This is a genomic window from Variovorax sp. GW821-FHT09D05, assembly GCF_059416325.1.
The window spans coordinates 258,898-272,997 of the sequence record NZ_JBWKOZ010000007.1 but is presented as its reverse complement, the minus strand read 5'-3'; the positions used below and the strand labels follow the sequence as shown (position 1 = coordinate 272,997).

The following is a 14,100-nucleotide window of genomic DNA, read 5'->3' as shown; positions in this document are numbered from 1 at the left end:
GGATTCACCGTGAATGGATCGAATCGAAGTATCCATTGCCTGTGTTCCATCCAGTGGAATTGCAATCACCTTTGCGAGCCGCTTGATCCTAGAGTTCGGCTGTCACGCGCTGCAGCTCGGGCATGTGACGGACTTTCAAATCAAACAGTTCTGGAGACATCAGACCATGGCAGCCCCTTCCACCGGGCGAGCACGCGTGCTCGCCTTCCTTCTCGCAGGCTTCGCAGTCGTAGGAACGGCCTTCGCCTACCCCGACAAGCCCATCCGTTTCGTCGTGCCCTTCGCGCCGGGCGGAGGCACCGACCTGATTGCTCGCACGCTGGGCGCGGAAATGTCCAAGGACCTCGGGCAGCCGGTCATCATCGACAACAAGCCGGGCGCGGGAACACTGATCGGCACGGACAACGTGGCCAAGAGCGCGCCCGACGGCTACAGCGTCGTGGTCGCCTCGTTCGCCCACGCCGTCAATCCATCGCTGCAGCCCAGGCTTTCGTATGGCAGCAACAAGGCCTTTGCGCCGGTCATCCTCGTCGGTCGCGGACCCAACGTGTTGGTGGTGCGCCCCGACAGTCCCTACAAGTCCGTGGCCGATCTGCTCACCGCCGCGAAGGCCAATCCCGGCAAGCTGACTTTCGCATCGCAGGGCGCGGGCACCTCCGCCCATCTGGCCGGCGAGATGTTCGCCAACCTCGCCAAGGTCAAGCTCTCGCACATTCCCTACCGGGGCGCAGGTCCCGCGCTGACCGATCTGCTGGGCGGCCAGGTCGACATGATGTTCGCCACCGCAGCGGCCGTGTCCACCTTCGTCGACAGCGGCAAGCTGCGCGCCCTGGGCGTGACCACGGCTGAGCCCTCGCCGGCATTCAAGGGTGTGCCGACCATTGCGGCCAGCGTGCCGGGCTACCTGGTGGAGAGCTGGTACGGCCTGTTCGTGCCGGCCGGTACGCCGCCAGCAGTCGTCGAGCGCCTCAACGCCGCCGGCCGCAAGGCCGCCCGTGCACCCGACTTCGTGCGAAAGATCGAACACGAAGGGCTGGTCATCAACGCCGGGCCGCCGGCTGAACTGGACAACTACGTGCGGGCCGAAGAAGAACGGTGGGCGCGCGTCATCAAGGAAAACGGCATCAAGGCCGATTGAACTGCGGCCATCGGCCGCCCAGGAAAAAGCACATGACATACACCCTCATCGACTTTCAGGTGACGGACGCCATCGCGACCGTGACATTCAACCGCCCGGACAAGCGCAACGCCATGAGCGACGACATGCGCACGGAATTCATCGACGTGCTGGAGCACGTGGCCGCCGACAGGGCCATCAGGGCAATGGTGCTGACCGGTGCGGGCAAGGGTTTCTGCGCCGGCGGGGACATCAGCGGAATGCAGAAGCGCATGAACGCTCCGGCAGGTGAAGTGGGGTTCAACGGCTGGCAGCGCCAGCAGCGCGTGCACCACGTGCAGGCCTTGCTGCACACCATGCCCAAGCCGGTGATCGCAGCGGTCAACGGCGCTGCCTCCGGTCTGGGGGCGGACACCGCGATGGCCTGCGACTTCATCATTGCCAGCGAATGGGCCAGCTTCGCCTGGAGCTATGTGCTGCGCGGCATCATTCCCGATGGCGGCGGCATGTACTTCCTGCCGCGCCGCGTGGGCCTGCCCAAGGCCAAGGAGCTGATCTTCACCGGCCGCCAGGTCAAGGTGGACGAAGCCCTCTCGCTGGGCATCGTGGACCGCAAGACCGGCGCGGACACGCTGCTCGCCGACGCGCGGGCGTGGGCGGTCGAACTCTCGTCTGCGTCTTCCACTGCGCTCGCACTGACCAAGACCATCCTTAACCAGAGCTTCGAGCTGACCTCGCACGACGTGTTCGCACAGGGCAGCCAGGCGCAGGGCATCTGCTACACCAGCAGCGAGCACCGCGCTTCGGTGGAAGCTTTTCTGGCCAAGACGGCCTCCAGGGACTGAGCCATGAATGAAGCCATCGCCAAGCTGCTGTCGCCGCGCAGCGTCGCCGTCATCGGTGCCTCGGCAGACCCGAAGAAAACCACCGGCCGCCCCGTGGCCTATCTGCAGAAGCATGGCTTTGCGGGCCGCATCATGCCGGTGAACCCGAAGGTCGAGCGCATCGGCGAACTGCCGTGCTACGCCGACATCGCTTCGCTTCCGGAAGTGCCCGACGTAGCCGTCGTGCTGCTGGGAGCCGAGCGCGCGCACCTGGCGGTGAAGGAGCTGTCGGCACGGGGCTGCGCCGCCGCCATCGTGCTGGCCAGCGGCTACACCGAAACCGGCGAGGAAGGCGCGCGGCGCCAGCAGCAGTTGGTCGAGGCAGCAGGGACGATGCGCATCCTGGGTCCCAACACCATCGGGCTCGTCAACCTCACGGACAACATCGTCCTGTCGCCGTCCGGAGCGCTGGAGATGGACGAGTTCCAGGCCGGCGGGATCGGCGTGGTCTCGCAAAGCGGGGGCATCCTGGGCTCGCTGCTGTCGCGCGCTGCGGCGCGCGGCATCGGCCTGTCGAAGCTGATTTCCACGAGCAACGAGGTCGACCTGGAGCTGGCCGACTTCATCGACCACCTGGCCGACGACCCGGCCACCAAGGTGATTGCGCTGTATGTCGAAACCGTGCGCGACCCCGCGAAGTTCCGCGCGGCCTGCCTGAAGGCCGCGCGCATGGGCAAGCCGGTCGTGACCTTCAAGATCGGCCGCTCGGAGGCGGGCGCCAAGGCCGCCGTGTCCCACACCGGTGCCATGGCAGGTGCCGACAGCATGTACGACGCGCTGTTCAGGCAGGTCGGCGTGATCCGGGCGCAGAGCTTCTCGGATCTGCTGGACATTCCTGCCGCGCTGTCCACGGGCCGCAAGCTGCGCGGCGGGCGCGTCGCCATCCTCACTTCCACGGGCGGCGCCGGCACGCTGGTGTCTGACGACCTGGGCGTGGCGGGCTTCGATACGCCTGCGCCCGACGAGGCCACCGCCAATGCACTGCGCGCGCTGCAGACCGGCAGCGAGGCCGTGCTGGACCGCAACCCCATCGACGTGACGCTCGCCGGCCTGCGCCCCGACCTGCTGCGCGGCGCCATCGATGCACTGCTGGCAAGCCCGAGCTATGACGCGCTGGTGATCATCGTCGGCTCCTCCAGCCTGGCCATGCCCGAACTGCTGGCCGGCGCCATCCAGGAATGCCTGCCGAATTCCGACAAGCCGGTGATGGCCTACGTGAGCCCGCATGCGCCCGAAGTGGGAGCGCTGCTCACGCGGCGCGGCGTGCCTGCATTCACCGCAGCCGAGAGCTGCACCGCCGCGCTGGCCGGCATGCTGCGCGTGCAGCGCTTCGTGGCGTCCGGGGAAGACGCCGCGGCCTTGCCGCCGGTGGAGGCCGGCGAACTGCCCTCCGGTTCGCTCGACGAGGCGCAGGCCAAACAGTTGTTCTCGCGCTTCGGCGTGCCTTGCGCCGCGGAACGCGTGGTCGCTTCGCCAGCCGCGGCGGAAGCCGCTGCGCGCGAACTGGGTGGGCGTGTCGTGCTCAAGATCCTGTCGTCCGAGATCACGCACAAGAGCGACGTGGGCGGCGTTGCCGTCGGGCTGGACGGCGACACCATCGGCGAGCGCATCGGCCGCATGGCGGCTGACGTGAAGGCCCGCACCGGCGTGCATCCGCAGCGCTTTCTCGTGCAGGAGATGGTTGCGGGCGGCACGGAACTGATCCTGGGAATGCACCGCGATGCGCTGGGCACGGCCATCCTGCTGGGCATGGGCGGCGTGACGGCGGAGCTTTTCAAGGACACCACCATGCGGCTGCTGGCGCAGGATGCGCGTGGCTTGAAGCCGCTCGGCCGCGCCGAGGCGCTATCGATGGCGCACGACCTCAAGACCTGGCCGCTGCTGGATGGTTTCCGTGGACGGCCCAAGGCCGACATCGAGGCCTTGGTCGATGCGATCGTCGCCTTCTCCAGGATGGCTGCGCAGCTTGGCGAGCGCCTGGTCGAGGCCGAGATCAACCCCGTCTTCGTGCTGCCGCAGGGGCAGGGCGTGCGCGCCGCCGACGGCGTTGTCGTGCTGGCCTGAGCGACAGGCCCAGCTCTTCTTTTTCTCTTCTTCTCGAACCGATCGGACATCCCGTGTACGCCACCGAAGTATTCGCCCGCTACGCCACCGAATTCCGCCAGGCCCGGCTGGGCGACGAGGTACTGCACCACGCCAAGCGCGCCGTGATCGACTGGCATGCCGCGCTGTTCCCCGGCCTGGAAGTTGCGCCCATGCCGCAGCTTCGCGCGCTGCTTGCCGACGATCTCGACCGTGGCCGTGCGCGCCTGCCCGATGGCCGCCCGGCGCCGGCACGCGCGGCCGCCCTGCTCAACGGCACGGCGGCCCACGCGGCCGAGGTGGACGACAGCTTCCGCGATGCCATGTACCACCCCGGCGCGGCCACGGTGGCGGCCGCGCTGGCCATTGCGCAGGACCGGGGCGCCAGCGGCCTTGAATTCCTGCGCGGCGTGGTGCTCGGCTACGAGGTCTCGACCCGCATCGGTGTGGCGATGGGGCGGGCGCACTATCGCCATTGGCACAGCACCGGCACCGTGGGAACCTTTGGCGCGGCCGCTTCCGCCGCCGGCCTGCTGGGGCTGCACGGCGCGCCCTTCGCCCATGCGATGGCTACGGCCGCCACCTTTGCAGCGGGGCTGCAGCAGGCCTTCCGCATGGATTCGATGTCCAAGCCCCTGCATGCGGGGCGTGCTGCCGAAGGCGGCGTGCTCGCCGCGCAACTGGCCGCGCAGGGTGTGACGGGCTCGCTGGACGTGCTCGAGGGCGAGGCGGGATTCGGCCGCGCCATGAGCGACGGTCCGGACTGGTCGGCGGTGGGCGACACGCTGGGGTGCGACTTCCACATCACCCGGCTGACCTTCAAGAACCACATCGGCTGCGGCCATGCCTTCGCTGCCATCGACGGGGCCCTGGAGCTGGCGCGCCAGCATGGCCTGCGGGCTGCGGATATCCGCAGCGTCCACGTGGCCACCTATGGTCCCGCGCTGGACATCGCCTGCTACGAAGATCCGCGCACCGAGAACGAGGCGCGCTTCAGCCTGCGCTTCGTGGTGGCCACGGCGCTGGTGCATGGCAGCGTGCGGCTCGCGGCGTACACGCCCGAGCGGCTGGCGGATGCCGACACGCGCGCGATGATGGCGCGCATCACGGCCGCGGTCGATCCGGAGATCGACGCCGCCTTCCCGGGCCGCCGCTCTGCCCGGGTGGAGATCGAGACGATCGACGGCCGGCGCCACGTCTGGCTGCAGCCCGACCGCAAGGGTGACCCCGAATTGCCGCTGTCGGACGCGGAGCTGGAAGACAAGCTGCTGGAACTGGCGGCGCCGGTGATCGGCGCCGAGCGAGCGCGGACGCTGCTGCGCAACATCTGGTCGCTGGAGCAGGCGAGCGACCTGCAGGGACTGGGAGGCTGAGGTTGCGCAGGCCGGCTTCGCAGCCTTCGCTTTTCACCCAGGATTCTCGAAATTTTTTTGGAACTCTATTTTTTGAGGGCCAGTAAAGTACCGGGCAATTTTCGAACTCTATTTGTTTGTTTTGAACTCCATCAGCTTCGACCACATTCGCTTCGACGCCGCCATCGTCGACCTCGACGGCACCATGGTCGACACGCTCGGCGACTTCGCTGCGTCGCTGAACCGCATGCTCGACGACCTCTCGCTGCCGCATGTGGCGCCTGCCGCCATCGAGACGATGGTGGGCAAGGGCTCGGAGCACCTGATTCATTGCGCGCTCGTGCATGTGATGGCGCCAGATGCTGCTGCCGATGCGAAGGCACGGGCCTTGTTCGACCGCGCATGGGAGCGCTACCAGCACCACTACCTCGCCATCAACGGACAGCACTCGGCGGTGTACCCCGGCGTGATCGACGGGCTGAAGGCGTTGCGTGCAAGCGGCCTGCGGTTGGCCTGCCTCACCAACAAGCCGACGTCGTTCGCAAAGCCCTTGCTGGTCGACAAGGGCCTCGACGGTTTCTTCGAGCTGGTGTTCGGTGGCGATGCCTTCGAGCGCAAGAAGCCCGATCCGATGCCGCTGCTGAAGACCTGCGAAGCGCTGGGCACCACGCCCGCGCGCACGCTGATGATTGGCGACTCGAGCAACGACGCGCGCGCCGCACGCGCCGCGGGCTGCCCCGTTGTGCTCGTGACCTATGGCTACAACCACGGTGAGCCGGTGCGCGGCGTCGATGCCGACGGCTTCGTCGATTCGCTGGCCGAGCTTGCTCCGGCTGCGTTGCGGTAACGGCTCTTCTTATTGCTTGCCGAGCAGCGCGTCTTTCAGCTTCCAGTCGGCCGGGTTCGGCCCCAGCCAGATGCGCAGCAGCGCATTGAAGAAGGCCGGCTCCTTCACCGGGTCGGGCTGAGGCACGCCGCGCACCGTGATCACCGTGCCGGTGCCGGGCAGCCAGTCGATGGTGAAGGTGTCGCCAGTCTTCAGCTGTTTCTGGTCCGCGAACATCTGGCCCATGCGCAGCAGGCCCGGAATGAGGTTGACCATTTCGCTCTTGGGCGAGTTGTCTTCCACGCCCTTTGTGAAGAGCTTGCCGAGTTCGTTCGCGTCGATGTCGCGCAGCATGGTGATGGCCACGCGCTTGGGGCCCGGCGCGGCCAGGGCCTCTTCGGTGGTCGACACCTTCTTGCCCACGTACAGGCCGGCCGTGTAGACCTTGAAGATGGCCTTGTAGCGGATGCCCGCGCCATTGAGCACCAAGGGGCTGCCGCGCAGATCCATCTGGTCTTCGAGCTTGACGCCGGCCACGTCGACCTGCGCGGCCGAGGCGCCGAGGGCGGTGGCCAGGCAGGCGGCCAGGGCGAGGCGGGAGAAGAGCACGGTCGGAAGCGAAAGAGCGGTCAACGGAGTCTCCTTGGAATTTTGCGAACGGTCGTGCGAATGTATCTTTTTGTTTTACGTTCGCGGCTTCGGGGGAACCCTGAAAGCGGCCAATGAAGGCGACCGTTGCACGCTTTGGCGTTTTCGTGGGCTAAACTCCGCGCCTCATATGTTCGTTCATCACATCATTCAAACAGGTGAAGGCAGCCGGGGAGCCTGGCCCTGGCGTCGCCATACTTCGCTGACTGTTTGATTGCACGGCGCACGCCGTGCGCCCGCGGTTCCGAGTCGATACACACTACGACGCCGGACCACCCGTGAATGACCTTGCCGCCGGCCGAAGGAGCGCCGCAGGCAAATGGAGAACGAATCCGTGATCACCGAACTTGAATTCAAGAGCCTCAGCGCCCAGGGCTACAACCGCATTCCGCTGATGGCCGAGGCCTTTGCCGACCTCGAGACGCCTCTTTCCCTCTACCTCAAGCTGGCCCATTCGCAGGGCGGCGGCAAGCACAGCTTTCTGCTCGAATCGGTGGTGGGCGGCGAGCGCTTCGGGCGCTACAGCTTCATCGGACTTCCGGCTCGCACGCTGCTGCGCGCCAGCGGCTTCGGCGCCGAGGCCGTCACCGAAGTGGTGACCGACGGGCAGGTGGTCGAGACTGCAAAGGGCAACCCGCTCGACTTCGTGGCCGAGTACCAGAAGCGATTCAAGGTTGCGCTGCGGCCCGGCTTGCCGCGCTTTTGCGGCGGCCTTGCCGGCTACTTCGGCTACGACACCGTGCGCCACATCGAGCGCAAGCTCGAAAAGAGCTGCCCGCCCGACACGCTGGGCTGCCCCGACATCCTGCTGCTGCAGTGCGAGGAGCTGGCCGTCATCGACAACCTGTCGGGCAAGCTTTACCTCATCGTCTATGCCGACCCGAAGCAGCCCGAGGCCTATGCCGTGGGCAAGCGCCGCCTGCGGGAGCTGAAGGAAAAGCTCAAGTACTCGGTGAGCGCCCCCGTCGTGAAGCCCACGCAGCCGCATCCGCCTGAGCGCAGCTTCGCCAAGGCCGATTACCTCGCGGCCGTCGAGCGCGCCAAGGAAATGATTGCCGCCGGCGACTTCATGCAGGTGCAGGTGGGCCAGCGCATCAGCAAGCGCTACACCGAGTCGCCGCTGTCGCTGTATCGCGCGCTGCGTTCGCTCAACCCCTCACCCTACATGTACTACTACAACCTGGGCGACTTCCACGTGGTGGGCGCTTCGCCCGAGATCCTGGTGCGCCAGGAGAACACGGGCGAGGGCGAGCAGAAGATCACCATCCGCCCGCTGGCCGGCACGCGCCCGCGCGGCGCATCGATCGAGCTCGACAAGGCGGCGGAGGAAGAACTCATCAACGACCCGAAGGAGCGCGCCGAGCACGTGATGCTGATCGACCTCGCGCGCAACGACATCGGCCGCATCGCCAAGACCGGCACGGTGAAGGTGACGGAAGCCTTCGCGGTGGAGCGCTACAGCCACGTGATGCACATCGTGAGCAACGTCGAAGGCACGCTGAAGGACGGCATGACCGCCATCGACGTGCTCAAGGCCACGTTCCCGGCGGGCACGCTGACCGGTGCGCCCAAGGTGCATGCGATGGAGCTCATCGACCAGTTGGAGCCGACCAAGCGCGGGCTGTATGGCGGCGCGTGCGGCTACATCAGCTACGCGGGCGACATGGACGTGGCCATCGCCATTCGCACCGGCATCGTGAAGGACCAGATGCTGCACGTTCAGGCCGCGGCCGGCGTGGTGGCCGACTCGGTGCCCGAGCTGGAATGGAAAGAAACTGAAGCCAAGGCGCGCGCACTCCTGCGTGCCGCCGAACTGGTCGAGGAAGGCCTGGAATGAGCACCGCACCTGATATTCAGAACGACTTCTCGCACGAGATCATCGGCGCGGCCGTCGAGGTGCAGCGCGTGCTCGGCACGGGGCTCGACGAAGGGGCCTATGCGGCTGCGCTGGCCATCGAGCTCGCCGAGCGCGAGATCGGCTTCACGCGCGACGTGGCGCTGTCGGCCAGCTACAAGGGCCGCTCGCTGGGCGAGGTGTACCGTGCGGGCTTCGTGATCGAGCAATCTGTCATCGTCGAACTCAAGGCGGTCGACGTGCTGACCGACCTGCATCGCGCGCAGGTGCTTGCCGCGTTGCGCCTGTCGGGCCTCAAGCTGGGCCTTCTGATCAACTTCAACGTGTTCCCCGTCGTCAAGGGCGTGCACCGGATTGTGAGCAAGCCATGAAACTGCTGATGATCGACAACTACGATTCCTTCACCTACAACATCGTCCAGTACTTCGGCGAGCTGGGTGCGGACGTGCAGGTGCACCGCAACGACGAGATCACGGTGGAGCAGATCGGCGAGCTGATCGCCTCCGGCGTGACGCGGCTGGTGGTGTCGCCCGGGCCGTGTTCGCCGGCGGAAGCGGGTGTTTCGGTGGCGGCCATCGAGGCCTTTGCGGGCAAGCTGCCCATTCTTGGCGTGTGCCTGGGCCACCAGGCCATCGGCGCGGCCTTCGGCGGCAAGATCGTGCGCGCGCAGCAGCTCATGCACGGCAAGACCAGCGAGATCACGACCACGCAAGAAGGCGTGTTCGCGGGTCTGCCCGAGAAGTTCATCGTCAACCGCTACCACTCGCTTTCCATCGAGCGCGAGAGCTGCCCGAAGGCACTGGCTGTCACCGCATGGACCGATGACGGCGAGATCATGGGGGTGCGGCACACCGGATTCGCGCATGACGTGCGCATCGAAGGCGTGCAGTTCCATCCCGAATCGATCCTCACCGAGCACGGCCACGCCATGCTCAAGAACTTCCTGGACTGAGCCACCATGACCGATCGCACTTCCCTCGTCGACCTGCGCAGCGACACCGTCACGCAACCCACGCCCGCGATGCGGGAGGCCATGATGGCGGCGCCGCTGGGCGACGACGTCTTCGGCACCGACCCGAGCGTCAATGCGCTGCAGGAAAAGATTGCCACGATGCTGGGCTTCGAGGCTGCGCTGTTCGTGCCCACCGGCACGCAGAGCAACCTGTGCGCGATTCTTTCGCACTGCGGCCGCGGCGACGAATACATCGTCGGCCAGCAGGCGCACTGCTATCGGTGGGAAGGCGGCGGCGCGGCGGTGTTCGGCAGCGTGCAGCCCCAGCCGCTCGACCACGCGCCCGACGGCACGCTGCCGCTGGCGCAGATCGAGGCGGCCATCAAGCCCGATGACGCGCACTTCGCGCGCACGCGGCTGCTGGCGCTTGAGAACACGCTGGGCGGCAAGCTGCTGCCCTTCGAGTACGTGCAGGCTGCGACCGATCTGGCGAAGAGCAAGGGGCTGCAGCGGCATCTGGACGGCGCACGGCTCTTCAATGCGGCGACCGCGCAGGCGGCGTTGAACAAGCGCAGCGACATCCGCGCGGAGGCGCGCCGCATCGCGCAATGCTTCGACAGCGTGTCGGTGTGCTTCAGCAAGGGGCTGGGCGCGCCCATCGGCTCGGCGCTGGTGGGATCGCGTGAATTCATAGCACGCGCACATCGCATTCGCAAGATGGCAGGCGGCGGCATGCGGCAGGCTGGGCTGCTGGCTGCGGCGGCTTCGCATGCACTCGATCACCATATCGATCGCCTGGCCGACGACCACGCATTGGCACAGCGGCTTGCACAAGGGCTCGAAGGCATCGAGGGCCTGACGGTCGAGGCGCCGCACACGAACATCGTGTTCGCGGATCTCACCGGGGCTGCGCAGGCGCGTTCGTCGGAACTGATCGCGAGCCTGAACCAGCAAGGCATCCTGGCGACGGGGCTTTACCGGTTGCGCTTCGTGACGCACCTCGACGTCGATGCCGCCGGCGTCGACCGGGCCGTCGCCGCGATCCGCGCCTTCTTCAACGCCTGAGCCCTGCGAGGACGCGATGCCTGATCTTCCCCATCTGCTCGCTTTCATCGCCGCCGGCTGGCTGCTGAACCTCACACCCGGACCCGACGTGCTGTACGTCGTGACGAATTCGCTGCGCTCCGGCGTGCGCGCCGGCATCGTGGCGGGGCTGGGCATCACGGCCGGCTGCTTCGTTCACATCTTTGCCGCCGCAGTCGGCGTCGGCACCCTGATGGCGACATCGGCGGCGGCCTTCACGGTGCTCAAGTACATCGGTGCGGCGTATCTGCTGTATCTGGGCGTGCGCATGCTGCTGTCGCGCGCGGCACCGCCTGCGGATCTCGACAAGGCGGCCGCCGATGCGAGCGGGGAGCGCAGTCTCAAGGCGATCTTTCTCGGGGGCTTCTGGACGAACGTGCTGAACCCCAAGGTCGCGCTGTTCTTCCTGGCCTTCGTGCCGCAGTTCATCGCGCCGGGCACCGACAACAAGGCGTTGGCCTTCGTGCTGCTGGGCGTGCTGTTCAACCTCAATGCCATTCCCGTCAACGTGGGATGGGCTTTGGCAGCAGGCTGGATGGCGCACCGCAGTGCCGTGCAGAAGGGCATGCACTGGCTCGACCGTGCTGCCGGCGTGCTTTTCATCGGCTTCGGCCTCAAGCTCGCGTTCACCGACGCGCCTGCCGTTCGCGTCGGCCGCTGATTCACTCTCGAGGAGACTTTCCATGATCACCCCCCAGGAAGCGCTGCAGCGCACCATCGAACACCGCGAAGTCTTCCACGACGAGATGCTGCACATCGTGCGCCTCATCATGAGCGGCGAGTGCTCGCCCGTGATGATGGCCGCGCTGATCACCGGCTTGCGCGTGAAGAAGGAAACCATCGGCGAGATCACCGCCGCCGCGCAGGTGATGCGCGAGGTGTCGACCAAGGTGCCCGTCGCGGACACGACGCATCTCGTGGACATCGTCGGCACGGGCGGCGATGGCTCGCACACATTCAACATCTCGACCTGCTCGATGTTCGTGGCGGCCGCGGCGGGCGCCAAGGTGAGCAAGCACGGCGGTCGCAGCGTGTCGAGCAAGTCGGGCAGTGCCGACGTGCTGGAGTCGCTGGGCGTGAACATCAACCTCAAGCCCGAGCAGATCGCGCGCTCGATCGAGGAGTGCGGCATCGGCTTCATGTTCGCGCCGAACCACCATCCGGCGATGAAGAACGTCGCGCCGGTGCGCAAGGAGCTCGGCATCAAGACCATCTTCAACATCCTCGGGCCGCTGACCAATCCGGCCGGCGCGCCGAACATCCTGATGGGCGTGTTCCACCCCGACCTCGTGGGCATCCAGGTGCGCGCGCTGCAGCGGCTCGGCGCCGAGCATGCGGTGGTGGTCTACGGGCGCGACGGCATGGACGAGATATCGCTCGGTGCCGCCACCATGGTGGGCGAGCTGAAGGACGGCGAGATCCGCGAGTACGAACTGCATCCCGAGGACTTCGGCTTCCAGATGTCGAGCAACCGCGCGCTGCGCGTGGAAACGCCCGAGCAGTCGAAGACGATGCTGCTGGGCGTGCTCGACAATCAGGCCGGCCCTGCGCTCGACATCGTGCTGCTGAATGCTGGCGCGGCACTGTATGCGGCGAACGTGGTCGATTCGGTGCAAGCGGGTGTGGAGCGCTCGCGCAGCGCCATCGCCTCGGGCGCGGCGAAGGCCAAGCTGGCCGAGCTGATCAAGGCCTCCTCGACAGTCTGAGCCCCAAGAAACCGGAAACCCCAGAAGTTATGTCCGACATCCTCGACAAGATCGTTGCCGTCAAGCACCAGGAGGTGGCTGCGGCCCTGAAGCGCGCCCCGCTCGAGGCCGTGCGCTTCGATGCCGAGAGCCGCGTGCTGACGCGCGACTTCGAAGGCGCCCTGCGCGCCAAGATCGCCGCCGGGCAGGCCGCGGTGATTGCCGAAGTCAAGAAGGCCAGCCCGAGCAAGGGCGTGCTGCGCGAAGACTTCATTCCGGCCGACATCGCCCAGAGCTATGCGGAGGGCGACGGCGAGATCAGCGCGGCCTGTCTTTCGGTGCTGACCGACAAGCAGTTCTTCCAGGGCGGCGTGGACTATCTCAAGCAGGCGCGCGCCTCGTGCGACCTGCCGGTGCTGCGCAAGGACTTCATCATCGATGCGTACCAGGTGTACGAATCGCGCGCGATGGGCGCCGATGCCATCCTGTTGATCGTCGCTTGTCTCGATGATGCGCAGATGAAGGACTACGAAGCCATCGCGCGCGGGCTGGGCATGGCGGTGCTGGTGGAGGTGCACGACGCGGCTGAGCTCGACCGTGCGCTCAGGCTGAAGACGGCGCTGATCGGGGTCAACAACCGCAATCTGCGCAACTTCGAAGTGTCGATCCAGGCGACCATCGACTTGCTGCCGAAGCTGCCTTCCGATCGTTTGCCGGTGACCGAGTCGGGCATCGGCACGCGCGAAGACGTCGCCACGCTACGTGCGGCCGGTGTCAACGCCTTCCTGGTCGGCGAAGCATTCATGCGCGCCAAGGAACCCGGCGAGGCCCTCGCTGCGTTGTTCAAATGAGCCGGCCCGATCAGCTGTCGAGCAGCGATCCTGCCGACTGGCCGGTGGCGCCTGGCTGGCAGCCACTGGTTGACGATTTCTTTGGCGGTGTCGTGGGACAAAAGCTGCTGGGCTTCTTGCGCGAGCGTCTCGATGCGGGGGCGGTGATTTTTCCGCCGCAGCCGCTGAGGGCGCTGGAACTCACGCCGCCGGAGGACGTGCGGGTGGTGATCCTGGGCCAGGACCCGTACCACGGGCGCGGCCAGGCCGAGGGGCTGGCGTTCTCCGTGGCGCCCGGCGTGGCATTGCCGCCTTCGCTGCGCAACATCTTCAAGGAGCTCCAGCGCGACTTGGGCACACAGCCGCCAGCATTCCCGAATCCGGGCGGCAGTCTGGTGAAGTGGGCGACGCATGGCGTACTGCTGCTCAACACCTGCCTGACGGTCGAGGAAGCGCAGCCGGCCAGCCATTCCGGCCGTGGCTGGGAGGTGCTGACGGATGCCGTCATTCGCCATGTTTCAGACGGTGCAAAACCTGTTGTTTTTATGCTGTGGGGCTCGCACGCGCAGAGTAAGCGGGCGTTGATCGATGTTAAGCGCCATAAGGTGCTGATGTCGAATCATCCGTCGCCTCTTTCGGCGTTGCGCCCGCCCGTGCCGTTCATCGGCTGCGGCCACTTCGGTGAAGCGCGTGCGTGGCGGGAGGCCCAGCGGGCGGAGGGGTGAAGTTGGGCGATAATCGTAGGCTCACACCTTGAGCAGTTTCCCCGCATCTTCTGGATGCTTG

14 protein-coding genes are annotated in these 14,100 nt (G+C 66.6%); 13 read left to right on the top strand and 1 reads right to left on the bottom strand.

The features are described from left to right. The first annotated feature begins 166 nt into the window (after positions 1–166). The 5 genes from AC07O3_RS20575 (at position 167) to AC07O3_RS20555 (ending at position 6,282) form a co-directional block, all read left to right on the top strand. Positions 167–1,138 carry a tripartite tricarboxylate transporter substrate binding protein gene (locus AC07O3_RS20575; protein ID WP_495340206.1) on the top strand — a complete coding sequence of 324 codons (972 nt, stop codon included), beginning with the start codon at positions 167–169 and terminating at the stop codon, positions 1,136–1,138. A 32-nt stretch (positions 1,139–1,170) separates the two neighbouring features. Next, on the top strand, positions 1,171–1,962 hold the full coding sequence (locus AC07O3_RS20570) for an enoyl-CoA hydratase/isomerase family protein (RefSeq protein ID WP_495340205.1): 792 nt from the start codon (positions 1,171–1,173) through the stop codon (positions 1,960–1,962). A 3-nt stretch (positions 1,963–1,965) separates the two neighbouring features. After that, complete coding sequence (locus tag AC07O3_RS20565; protein ID WP_495340204.1) at positions 1,966–4,065, top strand: acetate--CoA ligase family protein; 2,100 nt, start codon at positions 1,966–1,968, stop codon at positions 4,063–4,065. Positions 4,066–4,118: 53 nt separating this feature from the next. Further along, positions 4,119–5,456 (top strand): MmgE/PrpD family protein, encoded by a 1,338-nt coding sequence (locus tag AC07O3_RS20560; RefSeq protein WP_495340203.1) that lies wholly within the window; start codon positions 4,119–4,121, stop codon positions 5,454–5,456. 121 nt (positions 5,457–5,577) lie between these two features. Continuing rightward, positions 5,578–6,282, top strand: coding sequence for a phosphoglycolate phosphatase (locus AC07O3_RS20555; protein WP_495340202.1), 705 nt, complete (start codon positions 5,578–5,580; stop codon positions 6,280–6,282). 9 nt (positions 6,283–6,291) lie between these two features. Here AC07O3_RS20555 and AC07O3_RS20550 read toward each other — a convergent pair whose 3' ends face one another. Beyond that, a complete protein-coding gene (locus AC07O3_RS20550; protein ID WP_093077145.1) occupies positions 6,292–6,894 on the bottom strand; it encodes a chalcone isomerase family protein in 603 nt (200 codons plus the stop codon). 349 nt (positions 6,895–7,243) lie between these two features. Here AC07O3_RS20550 and trpE point away from each other — a divergent pair, with 349 nt between their 5' ends. From trpE to AC07O3_RS20510, 8 genes are read left to right on the top strand one after another with little or no spacing between them, the layout of a single operon-like run. Further along, positions 7,244–8,746, top strand: a complete 1,503-nt coding sequence (gene trpE, locus AC07O3_RS20545; RefSeq protein WP_093058806.1) for an anthranilate synthase component I — start codon at positions 7,244–7,246, stop codon at positions 8,744–8,746. Further along, complete coding sequence (locus AC07O3_RS20540) at positions 8,743–9,135, top strand: GxxExxY protein (RefSeq protein WP_093058807.1); 393 nt, start codon at positions 8,743–8,745, stop codon at positions 9,133–9,135. Before trpE ends, AC07O3_RS20540 begins: the two co-directional genes overlap by 4 nt. Beyond that, positions 9,132–9,716, top strand: a complete 585-nt coding sequence (locus AC07O3_RS20535) for an aminodeoxychorismate/anthranilate synthase component II (protein ID WP_093058808.1) — start codon at positions 9,132–9,134, stop codon at positions 9,714–9,716. Before AC07O3_RS20540 ends, AC07O3_RS20535 begins: the two co-directional genes overlap by 4 nt. 6 nt (positions 9,717–9,722) lie before the next feature. Further along, on the top strand, positions 9,723–10,781 hold the full coding sequence (gene ltaE / locus AC07O3_RS20530) for a low-specificity L-threonine aldolase (protein WP_093077147.1): 1,059 nt from the start codon (positions 9,723–9,725) through the stop codon (positions 10,779–10,781). A 16-nt stretch (positions 10,782–10,797) separates the two neighbouring features. Beyond that, positions 10,798–11,460, top strand: coding sequence for a LysE family translocator (locus AC07O3_RS20525; RefSeq protein WP_495340201.1), 663 nt, complete (start codon positions 10,798–10,800; stop codon positions 11,458–11,460). 22 nt (positions 11,461–11,482) lie between these two features. Next, positions 11,483–12,505: an anthranilate phosphoribosyltransferase gene (gene trpD / locus AC07O3_RS20520; protein WP_495340200.1), complete on the top strand. Its 1,023-nt coding sequence runs from the start codon at positions 11,483–11,485 to the stop codon at positions 12,503–12,505. 29 nt (positions 12,506–12,534) lie between these two features. Continuing rightward, positions 12,535–13,335 (top strand): indole-3-glycerol phosphate synthase TrpC, encoded by an 801-nt coding sequence (gene trpC, locus AC07O3_RS20515; RefSeq protein ID WP_093058812.1) that lies wholly within the window; start codon positions 12,535–12,537, stop codon positions 13,333–13,335. Further along, positions 13,332–14,039 carry a uracil-DNA glycosylase gene (locus tag AC07O3_RS20510; RefSeq protein WP_495340199.1) on the top strand — a complete coding sequence of 236 codons (708 nt, stop codon included), beginning with the start codon at positions 13,332–13,334 and terminating at the stop codon, positions 14,037–14,039. The genes trpC and AC07O3_RS20510 overlap by 4 nt, the downstream gene beginning before the upstream one ends. The last annotated feature ends 61 nt before the right edge of the window (positions 14,040–14,100 follow it).